Raw genomic sequence first — 21,704 nt, forward strand, 5'->3', positions numbered from 1 at the left:
CATCTTACGTGACTGGGCCATCAACCTGACAACGCCGCTGCAAGTCATGCAACATCTTGCGTGTTTAAGTAATGCCGCGGGAACCGCGACGCTTTCGACCGTTCTTGGCATACAGGAAGCTCAGGTCCACTCGGCCTTGTGGGAGGCTATCCGTCAAGAACTCGTCGGGCGGCAGGAGAACTCCTATGCGTTTGTTCATGACCGCATTCATGAAGCTGCCTATTCAACCATCCCTATAGACTCTCGCACCGAGGCTCATCTGCGGATCGGGTGGCTGCTAGCGGCGCAGACGCGCCCAGAACGGCGCGAGGAAGCGATCTTCGAGATAGTGGGTCAGCTCAATCGTGGTGCGACGCTGATTGCTGGACAGGACGAGCGTGACGAACTTGCCCGATTCAATCTCCTCGCCGGCCAACGCGCCAAGGCGTCCTCTGCCTATACCTCGGCGCTCAGCTATCTGGTCACCGGCGCAGAGCTATTGGGCACCGATTGCTGGGAGAACCGGCACGACCTGACGTTTTCACTGGAACTGAACCGGGCAGAATGTGAATTCCTGACAGGGCAACCGTCGCTAGCAGACGAGCGCCTGAAGGCCTTGTCTGCTAGCGCCAAGACAACGGTCGAACATGCGCTCGTCGCTTGCCTGCAGCTGGATGTCTATTTGGTACTTGATCGAAGCGACCGCGCAGTTGAGGTCTGTATCGCATATCTTCGGCACGTCGGCATCGACTGGTCTGCGCACCCGAGCGACGAAACAGTGCGGATCGAATACGAGCGCATCTGGTCTCAGCTCGGGGATCGTGCAATCGAGGAACTCATCGACTTACCTCTCATGGAGGACGCAGCGTCCCTCGGGACCGTCGAGGCACTGAGCAAGCTCTTCGCGCCAGCCTTGCAGACGGATGCAAACCTGGCTTGCCTGACGATCTGCAAGGCGGTCAATCTGAGTCTTGAGCGAGGCAACTGCGATGCTTCGTGCGTGCTCTATGCCAATGTCGGAAGGGTTGCAGGGAGACGTTTCGGCGACTATCAGGCCGGATATCGATTCGGGCAGCTCGGCTGCGAACTTGTCAATCGCCGCGGTCTCAAACGCTTTGAGGCAAAGACGTATCTTTGCTTCTCTATTTTTGTCGTACGCTGGCTGAAACCTGTGCGGGAGTGCCGTGATCTGTTGCGTCGCGCCTTCGACGCGGCGAACCGCATCGGAGATCTTCCGTATGGCGCTTACGCGGGCAATAGCCTCAATTCGGATCTGCTCTTTGCCGGCGAGGCGCTGCCGGAGTTACAAATCGAGGCTGAGCGTGGCCTCGCGTACGCCGAGAAGGTCCGATTCGGTCTTGTCGTCGACTTCATCGCCGCGCAACTTGCGCTGGTCCGGATGCTTCGAGGCTTAACGCCGAGGTTTGGCTGCTTCGACGACGAAAAGTTCAACGAGTTTCGCACCGAAAGTCATCTCTCCGCCAACCGGGATCTGGCGCTGGCGGAGTGCTGGTACTGGACCAGGAAATTGCAGGCGCGCTATCTAGCCGCCGACTATCCGGCAGCCATGGATGCTTCCACGAAGGCCCAACCCTTACTCTGGACCTCATCCTCGTTCTTCGAGGAAGCTGAATACCATTTCTATAGCGCGCTGGTCCAGGCTGCCATATGCGACTCCAGTCCTGCCGGTGAGCGGCCGGGGCGTTTGTGCGCTATGGCCGAACACCACAGCCACTTCCAGATTTGGGCTGAAAACTGCCCCGAGAACTTCGAGAGCCGAGAGGCGCTAATCGGAGCGGAGATTGCACGTGTTGAAGGTCGAGTGGTTGATGCTGAAAACCTTTATGAGAGAGCGATACACTCGGCACAAGAAAACGGCGCGATCCACATCGAGGCACTCGCCAATGAGCTTGCCTCGCGCTTTTATACAGCGCGTGGTATCGAAAAGATTTCTCGTGTCTATCTGCAAGACGCACACTACGGGTACCTGCGTTGGGGCGCCGACGGAAAAGTGCGGCACCTCGAAGACCTTCATCCTTTCCTCAGGACGGAAGAATCTGCTCAAGGCCCGACGGCCACGATCGCAGCATCCGTCGAACGCCTCGATCTTGCTACAGTGATCAAGGTCACCCAGGCCGCCTCTGCAGACATCGTTCTCGAAAAGCTGGTCGATATGGTAATGCGCACCGCCATCGAGCACGCGGGCGGCGAACGTGGCCTGCTAGTTCTGTCGGACGGCGGCGAACAACGCATTGCGGCGGAAGTGACGACGGGCGGTGAAACGACGACGCTGCAACTTTGCGATGCGCCCGTGAGCGCCGCCGCGCTGCCGGAATCGATCCTCTATCATGCGCTGCGCACCCGCGACAGTATCTTTCTTGATGACGCGGCGGCCGCCTCACCGTTTGCAGCCGATCCCTACATCCGCGAGCATCGCGCGCGCTCCATTCTCTGTATGCCGTTGGTGAATCAGACCAAGCTCGTCGGTGCGCTCTACCTCGAGAACAATCTGACCGCGAGCGCATTTAGCCCGGCCCGCATCGCTGTGTTGAAACTGGTGGCTTCCCAAGCGGCGATATCGCTGGAAAACGCACGTCTTTATCGTGACGTCACAGAACGCGAAGTAAAGATAAGGCGCCTCGTCGAAGCCAACATTATCGGAATCATTGTCTGGAATGCTCGTGGCGACATTCTGGAGGCCAATGACGCATTTCTCCGCATGGTGGGATACGAGCGCGAAGATCTCGTATCGGGCCGCGTGCGTTGGCGCGACCTGACGCCGCCGGATTCGCGGGAGGGTAGCGAACAGGCACTGGCGGAAGCCATCCGCACCGGACGCGCCCAGCCATACGAAAAGGAGTACATCCGGAAGGACGGTTGCCGCATCCCCGTCATCGTCGGCCTCGCGAGCTTCGAGGCTAGCAAAAGGGAAGGTGTCGCTTTCGTGCTCGATTTAACCGAGCGAAAGGAAGCGGAGAAAAAAGCTCGCGAAAGTGAGCACCGTTATCGCGAAGTACAAACGGAGCTCGAACATGCAAACCGTGTCGCGACCATGGGGCAGCTCACGGCCTCTATTGCGCATGAGGTCAATCAGCCCATTGCAGCGACCGTGACAAGCGCGCAGGCCGCGCTGCGCTGGCTACGCGCCCAACCGCCCAACGTCGGAGAAGTCGACCAGGTACTCAGTCGAATTGTCAAAGACTCGACCCGAGCCGCCGATGTGCTTGGCCGGATTCGTCAAATGGTGAAAAAGGCGCCGCCACGCAAAGAGCCGGTCAATATCAATGAAGCGATTAGCGAAGTGATCGAACTGACCCGCGGCGAAGCGGCTAAGCGGGGCGCTTCAGTGCAGACGGAACTATCCGACGATTTACCATTGATCCAAGGAGACCGCGTCCAACTGCAACAGGTACTACTGAACCTGATTATCAACGCGCTGGAGGCAATGACCTTCGCTAGCGACGGCATACGGGACTTGCAGATCCAGACGCAGCACGCCGATTCGGACTGCGTGCTTGTGAGCGTGCGTGATTCAGGACCTGGGTTTGCTCTCGATAACACCGAGCAGGTTTTCGCGCCCTTCTATACCTCGAAGCCCACTGGCTTGGGTATGGGATTGTCGATCTCCCGCTCCATCATCGACGCGCATGGCGGCCGGTTATGGGCGAGTTCGAACCAGCCCCGAGGTGCCGCGGTGCAATTTACAGTGCCAGCCTGTTTAACATCGCCGTCGTGATTGACGCTTCACCATGATGGTGTCGACAAAATTTGCACGTGCGTCACGCAGCGCTGGGTCGATCCCGGTGTCGAAGTGCCCGCCGGAAAAATTCCACTCTAACCCGTCGCATAACGCCTAGTTCGCACAGGACATAGCTCGACCTGTCGCAGGGTTTATTGCTCGGCACATCCTGCCATAGGCCGAAGTTTCTGCCGAGGCCTGACTCCGATGGGCGGCTGCGATAGCTAATGGCTCCTGTAAACGGGGAAGCGGTCATTGAGGCCACGAACTTCCATCTTACGCGAACGGCAACTATTGGCCGACTATTGCCCGATGAGAATTGCGGGTCGCGTGCCTCGCCGTCGATGGCCATGATCGGCAGCACCCGACCCGGTGCGGACAATCCAGGCCCGTGCCTGAATATGTCCGTTTCCGGCTTTCCTGCGGCCAGTCAAGTCAGGTGGTACTGCGTTTCAAGAAGCCTTCGATAACGGTTGCGAAATATGGCGGGCACTCCTGCATCGGGTAATGACCGCAGTTGGGGATAACTTGCAGTTCTGCGTTCGGATGCCATGCGAGAAAAGTGCGCGCCATTGCCTCCGAATCCAGTCCGGGATCCTTATCACCGACGATGACCAAATACGGTGTTTCAAGACCCCGAACGTCATCGACGAAGTCCGCCGTGACGAGCATTTCGAGGTATCTGGCCCGGCTGTCAGGTGAGACTGTGTCGCGGCTTTGTCGGGCCTTGCGTTCAGCCCACGAATCGGACAGTCCTCCGGTGACGAAGCGAAACAACCTCCGAAGGGCATCGTCGTCTTGCATGGTGCTGGCAAAGAAAGCCAGTGCATCAGGACTCAACCGATTTCCAGCTGCGGAAACGGGACATACGGCGATCGCGCTTATGACGCGGGACGGCGCGTCCGCCGAAATACGTTGCGTGACCATTCCGGTCATCGAGTGGCCGACGATATGGAAGTGCGTCCAACCCAGTCGGTCAGCGAGCATGAGGCAATCGGCTGCAATCTCCTCGACCGTGAATTCACCGTCCAGGTTGATGGATTGCCCGTAGCCGCGCAAATCGACGAAAACGTAGCTAAACGAATGGCCATCGAGCCAAGGCATGACTGCATCGTAGCTGGAATGGTCGCCGAGCCAGTCGTGCATGACCAGCACGCGAATTGGACCATTGCCATACTGCACATATCCGAGACCGGCATCCGAGCCAGATCGGATTTCAAGAGAGGCTTTCATTCCAGGGTTCCATTTTGGTTGCAGGAACCAAAACGAAACGCCCTCCCGGCGGACCGGGAGGGCGTTTTGAAAGTGAGGCCATCCTATCAATCTCCGGAGCATGGGTCAATAGGCGAGCGCGCGACGGGCGCGTGACCGGAGTACGGACATCAAGCGCCGCTCCGGCATGCGCGTTGGCCCCGCTCGAACGACCGCATCTGGCCGATCCCGGCAGTTCGAAGCTCGCCGATGATCGCGCGTCGCCGAGCGGCCCCCCCAAATTCCGTAGCCGACCCACAGCAGCCCTTCGCCGAACATTCAATGCAATGGCCGCTAGCGGATTTCAAACGGACCGTCAGGAAACACCGTTACCGCGAATCGCGGCGCAATTCAGATCTTCCCCGGCTGAATCAGGGAAGAGAGACGGTTGTTCGCTGTCATCGGATGCTATATAGTCCGAGTTGATTGGAGATGGCGTTCCTCCTTTAACCATCGCGCTAACGGCGCGGTTAATGACGCCTACAGTTACCTGACTATCGTCGGGACTGTAGGCGCTCGCGCCCACATCCTTTTCGTTGGTCAGGCCAAGCAACATCGCGCACATGACCAATGCACAAACTCAAACGCTTTGAACAACTCGAACTGTTGCCTTATCTGGGCAAGTGGTTTCTGATCGCCTGCGTCGCCGCGGCTCTCGCAGGTAGCGCCTCCGCCTTTTTCCTCATTTCCCTCGATAGCGCAACCGCGTGGCGCGAGGCTCACCGCTGGGCGATCTGGCTGCTGCCCGTGGCGGGCTTCGCCGTGGGCTGGCTGTACCACCTGCTGGGTAAGCCAGTCATTGCGGGCAACAACCTGATCATCGACGAAATCCACGATCCGAAGAAGGTCGTACCACTGCGCATGGTGCCGCTCGTGCTCGGCGGCACGATCGTCTCGCATCTGTTCGGTGCGTCGGTCGGACGGGAGGGCACGGCCGTGCAGATGGGCGCAGCACTCGCGGACCAGCTGACCCATGCGTTCCGCCTCGAACGTGAAGATCGTCGCATCCTGCTGATGATCGGCATGAGCGCAGGATTCGCGTCGGTGTTCGGCACACCGCTGGCCGGTGCAGTGTTCGGACTCGAGGTGCTGGCAATCGGACGCATGCGTTATGACGCGCTCTTCCCTTGCATCGTGGCAGGCATCGTCGCCGATCAGGTCTGTCTGGCATGGGGCGTCCATCACGTCCACTATGCGGTCGGCACGATCGCGCCGATCAGCGCATGGAGCGTCGTTGCTGTCGTGATCGCCGGCATTGCGTTCGGTCTGGTCGGCATGGCATTCGCAACCAGCGCGCACAAGCTCGGCGCGCTGGTGAAGCGCTACATCCCATATGCGCCGTTGCGCCCGTTCGTGGGCGGAATCGTCATAGCGACCGCCGTGTGGGCGCTCGATGCCTATCACTACATTGGCCTCGGCATTCCCGACATCGTTCGCTCGTTTCAGCAGCCGATGCAGCCGTGGGACTTTATCGCAAAGTTCGGCTTTACCGTTGCCTCGCTTGGTACAGGCTTCAAGGGCGGCGAGGTCACGCCGCTGTTCTACATCGGCGCGACCCTCGGCAATGCACTGGCGCCGCTGCTGCATATGCCGTTCGCGCTGATGGCAGCCATCGGCTTCGTTGCGGTGTTCTCCGGGGCCGCAAATACGCCGATCACCACCACGATCATGGCCATGGAGTTGTTCGGCACGGGCATCGGCCCGCTTGCCGCAATCGGCTGCGTGACCGCGTATCTGTTTTCTGGCCATGCGGGCATCTATCACGCGCAGCGCGTCGGGCATGGCAAACATCGCAAACACCGACTGCCGGTGCCAGACGGAATACAGCGTGCCGAACCCGGCGGGTCTCGACCGCAGAAAGCAACAGCGGTGACACTGGTTGCGAATGGCAAGCAGCCGCGTGGGTATATTGATCCGGCAGTGACGGCAGGGGAAAGCGGCCAATGATTCAGCAAAGCAACAACCAGCGCATTGCGGCGCTGCGACTTTACTTCCCGCTTGCGACCCGCGCCCGAGCGACGCGGTTCTGGCATCGCCTCAGCGCACCTGCGCTCGCCCATCACCTGATATCTGTCGCGAAGAGGTCCAATATCATGCAAGCGATGCTGCATCAAATCAGTTCAGGGTATCTGCCTGGAGAGCAGCTTTCTCATCAGCATCCAGAAATCAGCGGAATGCGGCATCCGCAGTGTCTCGAACTGGTCGACACAGAAGAACGCCTGCGTGACTTTATGCGCGAGCACGCCGATGAGCTGCGCAAGGTCCACGCAGTGATGTTCCTCTGCGAACTCCCCGCCGCGCATCAGCTCACTGCGCATGCGCACCCAACGTCAAGCGGAACTTAAATCATGACAGGGGCGTACTCGCTTATCGCCATCAGCATCGGCGCGATGCTAGGCGCACTCGCCCGTTATGGCTTGAGCGTCACGATGAACGCGCTCGTGCCAAACATTCCGATGGGAACGCTCGCGTGCAATCTGATCGCCGCGTATATCGTCGGGTTTGCGATCGCGTTCTTCGGCTCGACGGCAGGTCTGTCTGTTGCGTGGCGCCTTTTCCTAATCACCGGTCTCGCTGGCGGGCTCTCGACATTCTCGACTTTTTCTGCCGAGCTGCTGACCTTGATTCGAGATGGCCGACTCGGGTGGTCGGTCGGCATGCTTGCGCTGCACGTCGGTGGTTCGTTAGTCATGACCGCGCTGGGCATGGCCACGCTTTCCGTAACCCGTCACACCTGAAAAGGAGTCTGCAATGCAAGGCTATCAATTGACGTTTTTCACTGAACAGAACCGTAAGCATGGACATCAGTCAATCTGCGACTGGCTGCTGAAATTCGCCGAACAGCACGGCGCATCGGGCGGAACGTTGATGACTGGTGCCGAAGGGTTCGATCACGCGGGCAAGTTCCATTCGGCCGGCTTTTTCGAACTTGCCGATCAGCCGCTTGCCATCACCGTTTCCGTCGATGAGCAGGCATGCCAGCGCTTGATGAACGCGCTCGCGGAAGAAGACGTCGATCTCAGCTACGTGAAGATTCCGGTGGAGTTTGGCCGAGTTGGCCGCTCGGTCGCGTAACAGGTCGCGATCGATTTCTCAACGGCTACCAATCTCTTTTTACAGAACTGTCAGTCGCTCGTCGGCTCGCTTATGTCCGTTGTCTGACAGACAGCAGTCGGTGCGATGTCCCGCCGGGCTGGGCCTGGAACGGCGGCTCATGGCCGTCCGCGGTCCGATGTGGTCGGCCGTAGTCTCGACACTCGACTTGCTCGGACGGCCACTTCCACCCTCACAGATACATAAATTTCCTAACCTTTATCTTGCCATTTAGCCGGCCTGTTGCATATTCGACAGGCACAGTGGTGCCGCTCTTCGCTTGTTCCAGAATCCACGGGATTGGCCGATACACAGTCTTCCGACCGTCGATGATCAGATCAAGGACTTCATAGTCCTTTACGTACACCCGCATGACGGCACGTCCTCGGCTTTGCCATTCCCAATGTGCAGGAACAGTACGCTTTGTCACATTGGCCTCACCAACTCGGGGCTCGATGCCTATGTAGTTGATAATCTCGTAGACCAGCGTACCGATTATGAAAACTACGACGACGTAGTAAAACGAAACGACGACGCCGGCGGCGACACCCCCATTCTCAAAAGCGCGAAATGGGAGCAATAGAAGACTTGCGGAATGCATATCTAATTCATGCCCGAGCATCAAGTGACTACACCGTCTCTACGGCAACTGAGCGTGAAACTTGATAGGGCCGACTAGGCGACCGCTTTCGGAGATGCAGCAGCCGCTTGAATATCTGGCCGATGCTTCCTGTGACCGTCGCTTCATGGCCGCACTGAGTGCAACAGCCCAGCGCGGTGATCGCACCCCTTGTGCATGCTATTTAAACGGCATAGCACAACCCAAAACGGCCTTTCAATTGGCCGTGTACTACGCACGCCGAAAGGTCCGTCATTCGCAGCGAGAGCTTCCCCTATCTGAGCCCCTATCGAATCGCCTCAGGTCTAATACCCTGACGCTTTTGCTGTAGCCCCCACCAAAAACCGCCGCTATCACCACCGCAAATAATCCGACTACAAACAAAGCTGTGGAGGTTGGATATTTGCGCACCATGAGCATGCAGTAGACGGCAACTGCCAATGCCGAATAGGAGACCCATCGGTAAGCCGTCCGCTCAAGTAACGTCAAATCATCCTTCCACTTGCTTTTGTCCATTTTGTCTCGTGCTAGATCGCTACTTTAACTGTCTTGTGAAGCGCCGCTCCTTTCAAGCCCAACATCAAGAGAACGAAAACGGCTTCGTTGGCGGCTCGATTGTTGAGCATCGATCACATCCTCGAGGGGGCTTGAGGTTACGAACACGGATGAACGATTGTCGACGATTCGTGCGAGGATGTCGAACGGCTGTTCATGGCCGACCGGTGCCCCACGACCGGGCGCGGCGATCGCCTCGGGCGCCGCCCAAAGCAAAAGGCATAACGCGACCCGCAAGGGACGGTCAGCGGGGCTACCTCGCCGGCCGCTTACAGCGACAAAGCAGCCCTCCAGATTCGACTACACTTGACCAGTTCATGCGCGTAGGGCCTTCGCAAGGTCCGCAAGCCGATAGGGCTTGTGCACAAAGGTAAAGTCGCTGAGGAGCGCATGCTCGTTGCGCAAGGCGGCCTGTGGGTAGCCCGACGTGAGTATGATCTTGATGTCCGGGTGCTTCTCTCGGACCTGGCAGGCGAGTTCGATGCCGCTCATGCCACGTGGCATGGTGATATCGGCAAACAGCACACCGATGTCCTGGCGCTCGTTGAGTATGTCGACAGCCTCCGACGCACTGCTGGCTGGCACGACTTCATAACCGATGCTGACAAACAGCTCGGTGGCAACCGCGAGCACGTCGGGCTCATCCTCGACGAGCAACACTGTCTCGACCTTCCTTTTTGACACTGGCGTCTGCGCAGCATCGACCGGCTGCGCGGCTGGCAGGTACAGATCAACTGTCGTACCGATCCCGACTTTACTTGAGATAACGACATCGCCGCCGGACTGCACGATAAACCCGTACACCTGGCTTAGCCCAAGGCCGGTGCCTTTTCCCGCCGGCTTCGTCGTGAAGAATGGCTCGAGCGCCTGCGCCAGCACATCGTCCGGCATACCCGAGCCAGTGTCAGCCACGGAAACTCGGATGTAATTGCCCGAAGGAAGCGCAGCCGTAACGGGAACGTGAGATCCGATGAACTCGGTCATCACGGTAATCACGCCACCTTGCGGCATGGCGTCGACTGCATTGACAACAAGGTTAAGCAGCGCAGCTTCAAAGCGTGCCGCGTCAACGAGCGCAAAAGCCTCCCGCGCGTGCAACGCGAGTTCGCAATGTATCTGCTGGTTGCAGGCACGCCTGAGCATCGGCTCGAAATCGCCGATCAGCGCATTGAGGTCATAGACCTGTGCCTGCAACGGCTGTTGGCGCGCAAACGACAATAGTTGCTGCGTGAGGGATGCGCCGCGCTCGACTGCGCGCCGCATGCCTTCGATCATCTTCATGTCGAGCGGCGTTCTTGTCTGCATCGCCAGGATCTGCAGGCCGTTGGACAGTACCGATAGCAGATTGTTGAAGTCATGGGCGACACCGCCCGTCAGTCTCCCGATCGCTTCCATCTTCTGGGCCTGGAACAGCGCGGCGTTCGCCTTTTCGAGGGCCGCCGTCGCCTCCCTGCGCTCTGTGATATCGCGGGTCACTTTCGCAAAACCGACGAGCCTCCCCGTCTCGTCCCGGATCGCATCGACCACCACATGCGCCCAGAAACGGGTGCCGTCGCTGCGAACGCGCCATCCTTCACGCTCGGCGCGACCGTCCTTTGCCGCTGTAGCGAGAATCTGTGCCGGCAAGCCCGCAGCCCTGTCCTCGTCAGTGTAGAAGCGGGAAAAATGCTGCCCGATGATTTCCGCCTCACTGTATCCCTTTATTCGCTGCGCGCCCAGATTCCAGCTAGTCACGATACCTGTCGGAGAGAGCATGAAGATCGCGTAGTCCGTCACACCCTGTACGAGAATGCGGAACTGCTGCTCCGTTCCATATGTCGCTGATTGAGTGGTGCCTGGATCGCTCATGCGTTCTCGTTACAAGGGTTTATGTTTCACATTTGTTTTATCTTAACCGCTGGCGCGCGGCTCCAATGGACAAGTGCTACGCGTCAGTGGACACGGGGCCCGGAGGGCGGCCCAGACGAAATCAGACGGAGTTCATAAGCACCGCTCGGCGACCAGGGGCGGCTGTCCTGACTGCCCATCGCCACCAGGTTTCGAAAACTCAGTTGACGACGATGCCAACGGCACGAAGTCCATTGGCACGACCGTTGCTATACGTCTCACAATGTTGGCCGCGACAGGTTAGACTGCGCCCACTTCATCGATTAGAAAAAGCAGGAGCGCGACCATGGGGTCGTCAGAATTATTGCGGGTGGTCGTGCTGGCGGGATCGGCAGGCAGCCTGAATGAGCTACGCACGATCGTCACCGCGCTACCACAAGAACCGGGCTTTGCCGCACTCGTGATCACACATCTTGATCCGGGCGAGGAAAGCCACCTTGCTGACATTCTGCAGGCGGATTCTCGTGTGGCCGTCGAGAGACTGGTTCACCAGCGCAAGATCGAGCACAACCGGGTCTACGTGCTACCCGAGAACGCTGGCGTGATCGCGCTGGACGGTCACTTCCGGCTAACCCGCCGTCAGGCCGGCCCGAATCTGCTGATCGACGCCTGCCTGGCTTCGCTCGCGCAGGATCCGGATGTAAACGGCGCGGTGGTCATCCTCTCTGGGACCGGTCAGGATGGATCGGGCGGTCTGGTGGACCTGAAGGCCTCTGGTGGCTTTGTCATCGCGCAAAAGCCGGAGACGGCCAGCCACCCGGGCATGCCAACAGCGGCGATCGATACCGGTCTGGTTGACGAAGTACTGCCGCCGGAAGATATCGCCGGCTGTCTTGTCCGGCGCTTGGGCGATGCGGTCCGCGGGGACGAGGTAGCTGATGCGCAGACGGGCGACGCCGACGCGCTCGGTGTTGCGCTGTCAATTGTGCAGCAGAAAACCGGCATCAACCTCGGCTATGTCAAGGACGTGAACCTGCGCCGGCGCTTCCTGCGCCGCGTACTGCTGCAAAAGGACAGGGATGTCGACGCCTACCTGCAACTGCTGCGTGGCGATGCCCGCGAGGCCGCGGCGCTTCGTGACGACATCCTGATCGGCGTGACCGCTTTCTTTCGCGATGCCGAGTTCGTCAACGTGCTGCGCCAGTCGGTGATTCCGGCGCTGCTGGAGACGAACGACGACCCGATCCGTGTGTGGGTGCCGGCCTGCTCAACAGGCGAAGAGGTCTACACCATCGCCACGCTGCTAAAGGACGCGCTCGATCGCGCAGCGCTGCACCGGCGGGTGCAGATCTTCGGCACCGATATCAACGAGGCGTCGATCGAGGTCGCCCGCGCAGGCCGGTACAGTTCAGGCTCGGTCGACGACGTGCCTGAGGCTTTCCGGGAGAGCACTTTCGCCGCGACTTCCGGTGGCTACGTTGTGCGCAAGTCGATCCGCGACATGTGTGTGTTTGCGCGGCACAACGTACTGGCCCACGCGCCCTTCTCTGGCATGGGCCTGATCAGCTGCCGAAACCTCCTGATCTACCTGCGCAAGGAGGCGCAGCAGCATGCGCTGGAGGCGCTGCACTACGCCTGCCGCCCCGACGGCTTCGTGCTGCTCGGCCGCGCCGAGGCGGCAGCAGGGGCGGACGGCTTCGAGCACGCGGGCGCGCCACATCTCTACCGCAAGATTCCGGTGGCCAGACGGCAGCAGGCGCTATTCCCGATTGATGCATTGCGACCATGGTCCAGCGAAGGTGGCGCACCACCCGCCCGACGCGCTCAGCCAGTGGACCCGGTTATCGAAGCAGCCACCCGCACGGCGTTGGAGCGCTATGCGCCGCCCGGCTTCGTCGTCGACGAGCGGGGCGACGTGGTGCAGTTCCGCGGCGATGTTTCGGAGTTCGTGGCGCCGGCCAGCGGCGAAGCCTCGCTAGCCCTGCCGCGCCTGCTGAATCCTGAGCTGAACGTGCCGGTGCGTACTGCGCTGATTGAAGCCAGGCGGACGGGCCAGCCAGTGCGGCGTGAACGCGTGCCGCTCGGCGACAGGCGATATGCACTCGAGGTGCTGCCAGTGGGCGCCGAAGACCTGGTGCCACATTTTCTGGTGACGCTACATCCGTTGCCCCTGGAAACGTCCGCCGAGCCCACCATGAATCCCGACCTGCATTCGGGACACGGTCATCTTCAGGAACTGGAGCGCACAGTGACGACGCTGTCTGACGAACTTGAGGCGACGCAGAAACAGTTGAAAGCTGTAGTTGCTGAGTTCGAATCCGCGAATGAGGAGTTGCGGACCGCGAATGAGGAGATGCTCAGTACCAACGAGGAACTGCAAAGCGCCAACGAGGAGCTGCTACTGGCCAAGCAGGAACTGGAGTCCGCAAACCAGGAACTGGGCTCGCTCAATGATGAGCTCAGGACGCGGAACCAGCAACTCGACCGCGCTAACGACGACCTGAGTAACCTGGTCGAAGGCATTCCGCTGCCGGTGGTGCTGCTCGACAAACAGTTGCGGTTGCGTCATTTCTCGCCGCAGGCCCAGCAGCTGTTCGGCTTCCCGCCCGATAGCGTCGGGCAGCCGATGGCGCAGCTAAGCCAGATGTTTTCAACCGGTGACCTGGAGCACATGGTGCTGTCCGCCGTACAGGGGTTGGCGGAAGTCGAGCACGAATACCAGGACGTCGAAGGCCATTGGTGGCTGGTCAACGTGCGCGCCTACCGGACGACCGACGACCGGATCGACGGCGCTGTGCTCGCCGTGCAGGACATCGATGAGCTCAAGCGCGCCGTCGACAGGGCGCAGACCGCCCAGCGTGACGCTGAGACAGCCAACAATGCCAAGGACAATTTCCTCGGCATCGTCTCGCACGAACTGCGCGCACCGCTTAACGTGATCGCCAGCTGGGCGGCGGTTCTCAAGACCGCCAGCGAGCGCGGGCTGCAGACTGACGACAAGACGGCCCGGCGCGCGGTGGAGACGATCTTGCGTCAATGCCAGTCGCAGGCAGCGCTCATCGATGACCTGCTGGATGTTTCGCGCATTACCTCTGGCCGTTTCGCGCTTGACGCCCAGCCGGTTGACTTCGCCGCGACCGTGCGCACCGTTGTAGAAGGTCATCGGCCGGCGGCGACGACGAAGGAAATAACACTGGTCAGCTCCGGGCTGCACGACGAAGCCGTCGTTAGCGGCGACGCGCGTCGCCTTCAGCAGGTGGTGTCCAACCTGATTGGCAACGCCTTGAAGTTCACTCCGAATAGCGGTCGTGTCGAAGTCGCACTTACGCGGCTGGGCGCGCTGATCGAACTGTCGGTCGCCGACACCGGCATCGGCGTGAACCCCGATCTCCTGCCGCATCTGTTCGACCGCTTCATGCAGTCCGACATGAGCCGCACGCGCCAGTACGGTGGACTGGGATTGGGGCTATCGATCGTCAAGCACCTGGTCGCGGCACACGGGGGTACGGTGGCGGCGAGCAGCGAAGGCGAAGGCCGTGGCACGCGGCTGACCGTACGACTGCCTTTGGTGCAATGCGCAGTAATGACAGTGGCGGACCCCGTAGGACCTGTTTCGAACTGGTCGGCCACACTGGATGGCCTGTCGATACTGCTCGTTGACGACGACGAGCAGGCGCTGGAAGCATTGGCTCATCTTCTGCGCAGCCAGGGAGCACAGGTACAGACGGCATCCCGGACGAACGAGGCTATCGCCTGTCTCGCGGCCGGCTCATTCGATATCCTGGTGAGCGATCTGGCTATGCCCGGCACCGACGGCTACGCGCTACTGCGCAGCGTTCGTGAACGCGAAGGCGGCCGTCGGCGGGTCTATGCACTTGCACTCAGCGGTCTGGCGTCGCTACAGGACCGGGACTCAGCAATTGCCGCCGGCTTCGACGATCACCTGCCCAAGCCGGTGAACGCCGAGGTTCTGCTGGAGAAGCTTGTGCTCGGCCGTGGCCGATGAGCACTCGGGAAAGGCGACGCCGTCCGGCGGCAGGAATCGATCATACGGTCCGAAGGACCCCAGCACGGTCCGGTGCGGCCATTCGAATAACAGCATGACGAATCCGGCGAACGGCAGGAAGTGGCCGTTAATTGCCAATCGGTGTGCAATCAACGAAATCATTGCGCGAACGGCAACACACGACCCTCAGTTGCCGTTTGAGCGCTCAATGTCAAGATAACCGCTTCCGGAGTACAACGGACGTTCACCCGCTACATTGGTCGGCAACTCAACCGTGCGGACTTACCCGGTGAGCGTCGCTCCATGGTAGCCAATTGCGGCCGATCACTGGCGATCCAGACGACATTGGCAACTCCCCGAACGACCATTGAAACTTCCCCTCAACAAGGGACGCAATGTCTTGCTCACACTCGCGACACGGATGACAACTACGTCTTCATCTTCAACAGCGTTGACTCCATACATATGGCAATCAGGTGACTCGCTGAGCACGCCGAACGTAGCGTTGAACGCGCGTGCGATGCGTACAAAGGGCTGTGCCGCGGACCGCAGCACGAGTTCGTTTCATTGTCATTTTCATGGACTTTCGTTGTTGTGAGATTGCCCGCGCGTTCTCCGGCAGTTCGAGCCAATCACTTTTAATAGCCTTAGAAGGTCACTTTCGCCTGGCTAGTTGAGCTCGAATCACTTGACCTGCAACAGCGATACGCCTTTTGTCTCCTTCAGGAAGCCGAAAATGACCGCGAGCCCCAGCAGAACACCGATTGAGGTGAAGAGCCAGATACCGACCGCCATGTCGAGATGGAGAGTCCTGATCGACGACAGCACGACGTATGGTGCGATACCGCCGCCAAACACGCCAATGTTGTAGATAAAGCCGACGCCGGAACCGCGCACGTTGCCCGGCAAATTCTCCGCAATGATGGTTGCGTAGCAGCCGCCTGCACCGACAATAAAAAAGCCCGAGAAAAATGCGAATACGACGGCGAGCGGCATGATCGCCACTGAGTTGACCAATGCGTAGACGCTCACGCTGCCCAGAATCAACAACAGCGCCAGACCTTTCTTGCGCCCAAGATACTCCACGACAAAACCGGATGCGGAAAACCCGAAGATCTGTCCCACCGCCGAGGCGCTTGTCAACCAGCTGATCGTCGCGGCACTGAAGTTAAGCCCTTTGAGAAAGGTCGGCAGCAACCCTTGCAGCGGCCACGCCGCGAACTGGAGAAATATAAGCATCAGGGCGAGTATCAGCACCAGCCACGGATGCTCCGCGAACAGACGAAACGCAGGCCACCGGCCGCTCGCTTTACCCTGCTTCTGGCTGCGTTGCCACAGCGGGGATTCGGGCAGATACCGATACAGGAACCACCCGAGGATTGCACTGGGAACAATGCCGACAAAGAACAGCACACGCCATCCGAAATGCGGATAGATCAAACCATAGACGAGCGCAGCCAGAATCGCGCCGATACCCCATCCGGCATCGAGCAATCCGATGCCAATCGCGCGGTGCTTTTCAGGCCATGATTCAGCAATGATCGTGGAACCCAGCGCAAAGATCGGCGCCATGCCAAAGCCAAGAAACAGGCGGAACACGAGTATCGATGCAAAGCTCCACGCTACCCCGGTCAACGCGCCACCCACCGTGAACCATGCCAGCGCGATCAGCAGCGGAATCTTGCGACCGATTCGATCGCTCAGGCTGCCGAACATCAAGCCACCAAGCCATCGCACGCCAAAGGTCGCGAGAATCAACAGCGAAGCCGTGCTGGCCGCCACGCCGAATGCCTTCGCAATATCGGTCAACACAAAGGTGACCAGCAGAAAATCAAATGCGTCCAGCGCCCAGACGCACCACACGCCTATCAGTACCCCCCATTGCCCGCGGCTGATCTCGCGATACCATCGTTGTCCGGAATCCGACCCGGCTTGCTGTTTGGCTGCTTCAATCATTTCTCTCCTCCAGTATATTTCTTGGCTCTATCCGGCCTGCTCAGCTTGTTTGACTACTTACGTTGCGCTGGCGTGACGTTCTATACAAGTATCGAGAACGGCGCCGCCATTACGCTTACTCCAGTTTTCACTCGAGAAGATTTCGACCTCGTTGAATCCTTCGTATCCCGCACCTTCAACCCAGCCACGGATTTTCGGGATGTCGATGACGCCGTCGCCCATCATGCCTCGATCGTTTAGCAGATCGCGCGTGGGCACCAGCCAGTCGCACACGTGAAAGGCCAGCAGGCGAGTACGACCCGCGCGATCGATCTGCGCCTGCAGCTTCGGATCCCACCACACGTGGTAAACATCCACCGCAACACCTAGCGCCCCGCTTTTTTCCGGGTCCAGTTCGTCGCAAAGATCGAGAGCCTGTTCCAGCGTATTGACGCATGCTCGATCCGCCGCATACATCGGATGCAGCGGCTCGATCGCCAGTGGCATATGAACACTGCGTGCGTATTCGAGCACCTCTGCGATACCATCGCGGACCTGCTCGCGCGCAGCACCGATATCCTTGCTTCCTGATCCGGCAGGCAAACCACCGACGACCAGCACCAGGCACGCGGCATTCAACTCGCGTGCTTCGTCGATAACGCGGCGATTTTCATCGATTGCCTGTTCCCGTTCCAAAGGGGTCGACGCCGGAAACATGCCGCCACGGCAATAGCCGGACAACACGATGCCGGTTTCCTGCAACAGCCGCGCAACTGTTGGAAACCCTACCGCCGCGACCTGATCGCGCCACGGCGAAATCGCGCGAATGTTGCGCCGGCCACATTCCTCGATGATTCGATCGAGCGGCCATTGCCGTACGGTCACCGTGTTGATGGATAACCACCGATGATCCTCGGACAGATCACGCATCCCACACTCCATTCATCGCCAGCAGGGTTTTCATACGTGTCACCGCCAGCTCCGGGCGCTCAAGCAAACCTGCCGCATCCGCAAGCCGGAACAGTTCCGCGAAATGCTGCAGCGAGCGAGCGCTTTGTTGTCCGCCCACCATCGTGAAGTGAGGCTGATGACCATTGATCCACGCCATGAAGACCACGCCCGTCTTGTAGAATCGCGTGGGCGCCCTGAAAATGTGCCGCGCCAGTGCAACCGTCGGCTGCAGGATGTTGTAATAGCGCGCGGTGTGCCCCGCTGCCAGTTCACCCAACGCGGCGGCCGCGGCCGGCGCGATAGCGTCGAAAATGCCGAGCAGCGCGTGGCTTTGCCGATGGTTTTCCAATGCGCCGACACCGTCCCCCGCGATCAGCTCGGGATAGTTGAAATCGTCGCCGGTGTACATCCGCACGCCCTCGGGCAGCCGACGACGCATCGCGATTTCCTTATCCTTGTCGAGCAGCGAGATCTTGATCCCGTCGACCTTGCCGGAGTGCGCCGCGATGATGCCGAGCGCAGTATCCATTGCGTCGTCGAGATTTGCGGTGCCCCAATAGCCTGTCAGTGCCGGGTCGAACATATCGCCCAGCCAGTGCAACACAACCGGCTGCCGCGCCTGGCCCAAGATGCGGTCGTACACGCGTTCGTAGTCGGATGGCGATTTCGCCACGCGGGCAAGCGCGCGGCTCGCCATGATGATCAAGGTCCCGCCCAGCGCCTCGATCGCTTCCATCTGTTCTTCGTACGCGCGAATCACGTCGTCGACGTTGCGCGCGTCTTCCGGCGCCAGGTGGTCCGTGCCGCATCCGGATGCGATCAACGCGCCCGGCGTGTCTTTGGCCGCATCCAGCGAACGCCTGATCAGTTCCAGCGAGGTTGCCCAGTCCAGGCCCATGCCGCGCTGGGCAGTGTCCATCGCTTCGGCAATGCCGAGGCCGAGCGACCACAGGTGTCGCCGATAAGCCATCGTCGCATCCCAATCGATCGCGCTCTGCGTCGACGGATCATGATTGGCGAACGGATCGGCAACGACGTGCGCCGCCGAATAAGCGATTCGCGCGGTCTGTGGGCGCAACTGCTGTGCCGTGAAACGGGTGGCTTCGCGGAGTTGATACTGCTGCAGGTTGCCGTCGCCGGCTGGGAGCTTCAAGGCAATGCTCATCGATCTCTCTTTAACGAATTTCTGGCGCGCACGGAAGTTTTTCGTGAGCCCTGATCAGGTTTGCGCTCGCACAGCAAAGAAATCAAGGACAGCGTCAATCTGACCTTCCAGCATGGCGGGTCCCCGGTGGATCGCACAGCCTCGTGCCTGTGCGGCCAGCAATAACGGTGTCATCACGGGCTTCAGGATGATGTCGGCGACCAGCGCGTGACTTGCCAGATGCGTGAGGTCGACCGGCAATGGATCGCCGGTGCGCATGCCGGTCGACGTGCAGTTGACGATGACGTCGAAGCCCGCCGCTTCCGGTTTCGCCTCGAATACATCGAGCCCCGGCTGGTGGGCCTTGATACCGTCCACCAAATGCTGAGCGCGCCGCGCGTCGATGTCGAACAGTCCGATCGCCTCGGCGCCTGCTGCAGCGATGGCATGCGCAACGGCACACCCTGCTCCGCCGGCACCAATGATCAACACACGACGTCCGGCTAGCGTGTGTCCGCGTGAGGCCAGACCCCGGATGAATCCTTCGCCATCGAAGTTCTCACCGATCAGCCGGCCATCGTCGGCTTTCCGTATCGTGTTCAGCGCTCCGGTGAGACGAGCCTGCGGGCCCAGGTCGTCGACCCACTCCGTGGCTGCGATCTTGTGCGGCACGGTAACGATGAGGCCGTCGACATTGCGAATCGCACGGAAGCTGTCGATCACCAGCCGTAGCGCGCCAGGCGCTGCATGCAACGGCACCAGCACGGCATCGATACCGCGCTCGCGAAAGGCGGTGTTGAAGAGCCGCGGCGATGCAACCTGTGCGATCGGGTCGCCGACAATGGCATAGATCCGTGTGCTACCCGATAACGGACCGGGAACGCCCTGGGCCGTGGTCATGCTGCAGACCCATTGCTTGCCGCGAGTCGCGGGTGCGGCGCGCGCGTTTTGCCCGCCAACTGCTGCTCAATCCCCATCGGCGCTGCCTTGAAGATGCGCTCATCCATGGTTCGCAGCGCGGGGGAAATGATCGGACGGAATCCCATCTGGCCCAGCACGTCGCGCTCCAGATCGATACCCGGTGCAATCTCGATCAGCTCCAGTCCGTCGGACGAAGCGCGGAACACCGCCCGCTCGGTAACGAACAGCGTTGTCTGGCCACGTTCGCGCCCGTAGGGGCCACTATAGGAAACCTGTTCGAGCGTCTCGACGAACTTGCGGTGCTTGCCTTCGTTCACGATGGTCAGTTTGCCGTCGCCGGTGGCGATCTTCAGGCCTCCTGCGGTCAGCGTGCCCCCGAACACCATCTTCCGCGCATTCTGGCTGATGTTCACAAAGCCGCCGATGCCGATCACCCGGTTAGCGAACCGGCTGATGTTAACGCTGCCTTGCGCATCGACTTCGACTGCCGACAGAAACGCGAGATCGAGTCCGCCGCCGTCGTAGAAGTCGAACTGATACGGCTGATCGATCATCGCCCAGTAGTTGCGCGCGGCGCCGGCGTCCAATCCATTGGCCGGCGCACCGCCGATCAAGCCCTGTTCATTGGTCAGCACGATGTGCTCGAGGATATTCTCCTCGGCCGCCACGAGGCCGATGCCGGTGCAAATGCCCGAGCCAACGTTGCAGATCGCACCGGCTTGCAGTTCCATCGCGCAGCGCCGCGCGACGATCTTGCGCTCGTCCAGCGCCAGGGTCGGGAACGAGTCGAGCGGAATGCGCAGTTGACCGGCGAAAGCCGGGTCGTAGCGCGTCTGATAGGTTTGCTTCTGGTCAGGCTCGACCACCACCACGTCGACCAGCATGCCGGGAATTTTGACAGCCTTGCCAGGCAGGGTGCCGCGCTGCGCGAGACGCTTGACCTGCACGATCACGATGCCGCCGCAACGTCGCGTGGCTTGCGCCATCGACAGCATCTCACCGAAGACGGCTTCGTCTTCCATCGAGATATTGCCATCCTGATCGGCAGTGGTGCCGCGCAGAAATGCCACGTTGATGTCGAACGGCTTGTAGAACAGCCATTCACGTCCGTTGAGTTCCACGAGTTCGACCAGATCGTCGGCGCAAAGCGTGCTCTGCTTGCCGCCGCTGATGCGCGGGTCGACGAACGTGTGTAGGCCGACATGGGTGAGCAAACCCGGGCGACCCGCGGCGATTTCCCGCATCAATTGCGACAGCGCACCTTGTGGCAGCGTGTACGCCTCGATTGCATTGCGGTTGGCCATGTCGGCGACTGCGGGCGCGTCAACCACGGTGCCGCACACGATGCGCTTGAGCAAGCCGGGGTGCGCAAAATGCGATACGCCACGATGCGAGCGATCGCCCAGTCCAACCGGGTGCAGCGACGTGATCGATCGCGGCGCCGCGGTAGCCAGGAATCGCCGCTCCACCGCTTCGATCAGCGCTTCCGGGATGGCATGCCCTGAGCCCGAGCCGCCAATGACGATCGTATCGCCATCCTGGACCAAGGCCGTTGCCTGATCAGTCGTCAATACCTGCATCGCTACTCCACTGAAAAAGTATGGAGGCGAGCTTAAAACTTATTTACTAGTAAGTCAATGAAACGGCGGATTGCGGTTTATCCTGGTCGACAGCGGCCAGCGGA

The 21,704-nt window shown here is 60.1% G+C and carries 14 protein-coding genes and 1 riboswitch; of the genes, 6 read left to right on the forward strand and 8 right to left on the reverse strand.

What is annotated here, in order from left to right:
- Positions 1-46: 46 nt before the first annotated feature.
- Positions 47-3,715 carry a trifunctional serine/threonine-protein kinase/ATP-binding protein/sensor histidine kinase gene (locus C2L66_RS40370; RefSeq protein WP_082670615.1) on the forward strand — a complete coding sequence of 1,223 codons (3,669 nt, stop codon included), beginning with the start codon at positions 47-49 and terminating at the stop codon, positions 3,713-3,715.
- A 438-nt stretch (positions 3,716-4,153) separates the two neighbouring features.
- Here the strand turns inward: C2L66_RS40370 and C2L66_RS40375 are convergent, their stop codons facing one another.
- Entirely contained in the window at positions 4,154-4,951 is a 798-nt protein-coding gene (locus C2L66_RS40375) for an alpha/beta fold hydrolase (protein WP_060611275.1), read from the reverse strand.
- 437 nt (positions 4,952-5,388) lie between these two features.
- A riboswitch (Fluoride riboswitch) is annotated at positions 5,389-5,459 on the forward strand.
- 80 nt (positions 5,460-5,539) lie between these two features.
- On the opposite strand from C2L66_RS40375, the gene C2L66_RS40380 reads away from it, so the two are divergent.
- Genes C2L66_RS40380 through C2L66_RS40395 form a run of 4 tightly spaced genes read left to right on the forward strand, consistent with a single transcriptional unit; the run spans position 5,540 to position 8,044 of the window.
- Positions 5,540-6,916 carry a voltage-gated chloride channel family protein gene (locus C2L66_RS40380; protein ID WP_060611277.1) on the forward strand — a complete coding sequence of 459 codons (1,377 nt, stop codon included), beginning with the start codon at positions 5,540-5,542 and terminating at the stop codon, positions 6,914-6,916.
- Entirely contained in the window at positions 6,913-7,314 is a 402-nt protein-coding gene (locus C2L66_RS40385) for a hypothetical protein (protein WP_082670617.1), read from the forward strand. The genes C2L66_RS40380 and C2L66_RS40385 overlap by 4 nt, the downstream gene beginning before the upstream one ends.
- Positions 7,315-7,317: 3 nt before the next feature.
- Positions 7,318-7,707, forward strand: a complete 390-nt coding sequence (crcB, locus tag C2L66_RS40390; protein WP_060611281.1) for a fluoride efflux transporter CrcB — start codon at positions 7,318-7,320, stop codon at positions 7,705-7,707.
- A 13-nt stretch (positions 7,708-7,720) separates the two neighbouring features.
- Complete coding sequence (locus tag C2L66_RS40395) at positions 7,721-8,044, forward strand: DUF190 domain-containing protein (RefSeq protein WP_060611282.1); 324 nt, start codon at positions 7,721-7,723, stop codon at positions 8,042-8,044.
- Positions 8,045-8,255: 211 nt separating this feature from the next.
- Here C2L66_RS40395 and C2L66_RS40400 read toward each other — a convergent pair whose 3' ends face one another.
- Positions 8,256-8,687 (reverse strand): hypothetical protein, encoded by a 432-nt coding sequence (locus tag C2L66_RS40400; protein WP_148654684.1) that lies wholly within the window; start codon positions 8,685-8,687, stop codon positions 8,256-8,258.
- An 864-nt stretch (positions 8,688-9,551) separates the two neighbouring features.
- Complete coding sequence (locus C2L66_RS40405; protein WP_060611286.1) at positions 9,552-11,084, reverse strand: PAS domain-containing sensor histidine kinase; 1,533 nt, start codon at positions 11,082-11,084, stop codon at positions 9,552-9,554.
- Between the two features lie 325 nt (positions 11,085-11,409).
- Here C2L66_RS40405 and C2L66_RS40410 point away from each other — a divergent pair, with 325 nt between their 5' ends.
- On the forward strand, positions 11,410-15,069 hold the full coding sequence (locus C2L66_RS40410) for a CheR family methyltransferase (protein WP_060611288.1): 3,660 nt from the start codon (positions 11,410-11,412) through the stop codon (positions 15,067-15,069).
- A 684-nt stretch (positions 15,070-15,753) separates the two neighbouring features.
- Here the strand turns inward: C2L66_RS40410 and C2L66_RS40415 are convergent.
- The 5 genes from C2L66_RS40415 to C2L66_RS40435 are packed head-to-tail and all read right to left on the reverse strand — an operon-like array spanning position 15,754 to position 21,600.
- On the reverse strand, positions 15,754-17,025 hold the full coding sequence (locus tag C2L66_RS40415; RefSeq protein ID WP_060611290.1) for an MFS transporter: 1,272 nt from the start codon (positions 17,023-17,025) through the stop codon (positions 15,754-15,756).
- Positions 17,026-17,082: 57 nt separating this feature from the next.
- The gene (locus tag C2L66_RS40420; protein ID WP_060611292.1) at positions 17,083-17,934 is read right to left on the reverse strand and encodes a sugar phosphate isomerase/epimerase family protein; all 852 of its coding nucleotides are present in this window, start codon (positions 17,932-17,934) and stop codon (positions 17,083-17,085) included.
- Positions 17,927-19,120 carry a dihydrodipicolinate synthase family protein gene (locus C2L66_RS40425; RefSeq protein WP_060611294.1) on the reverse strand — a complete coding sequence of 398 codons (1,194 nt, stop codon included), beginning with the start codon at positions 19,118-19,120 and terminating at the stop codon, positions 17,927-17,929. Before C2L66_RS40425 ends, C2L66_RS40420 begins: the two co-directional genes overlap by 8 nt.
- 54 nt (positions 19,121-19,174) lie before the next feature.
- Positions 19,175-19,999 (reverse strand): shikimate dehydrogenase family protein, encoded by an 825-nt coding sequence (locus tag C2L66_RS40430; RefSeq protein WP_060611296.1) that lies wholly within the window; start codon positions 19,997-19,999, stop codon positions 19,175-19,177.
- Positions 19,996-21,600, reverse strand: coding sequence for an acyl CoA:acetate/3-ketoacid CoA transferase (locus tag C2L66_RS40435; RefSeq protein WP_060611298.1), 1,605 nt, complete (start codon positions 21,598-21,600; stop codon positions 19,996-19,998). Before C2L66_RS40435 ends, C2L66_RS40430 begins: the two co-directional genes overlap by 4 nt.
- Between the last annotated feature and the right edge of the window lie 104 nt (positions 21,601-21,704).

Origin of the sequence: Paraburkholderia caribensis, assembly GCF_002902945.1 — a bacterium.
GTDB classification, from domain to species: domain Bacteria; phylum Pseudomonadota; class Gammaproteobacteria; order Burkholderiales; family Burkholderiaceae; genus Paraburkholderia; species Paraburkholderia caribensis.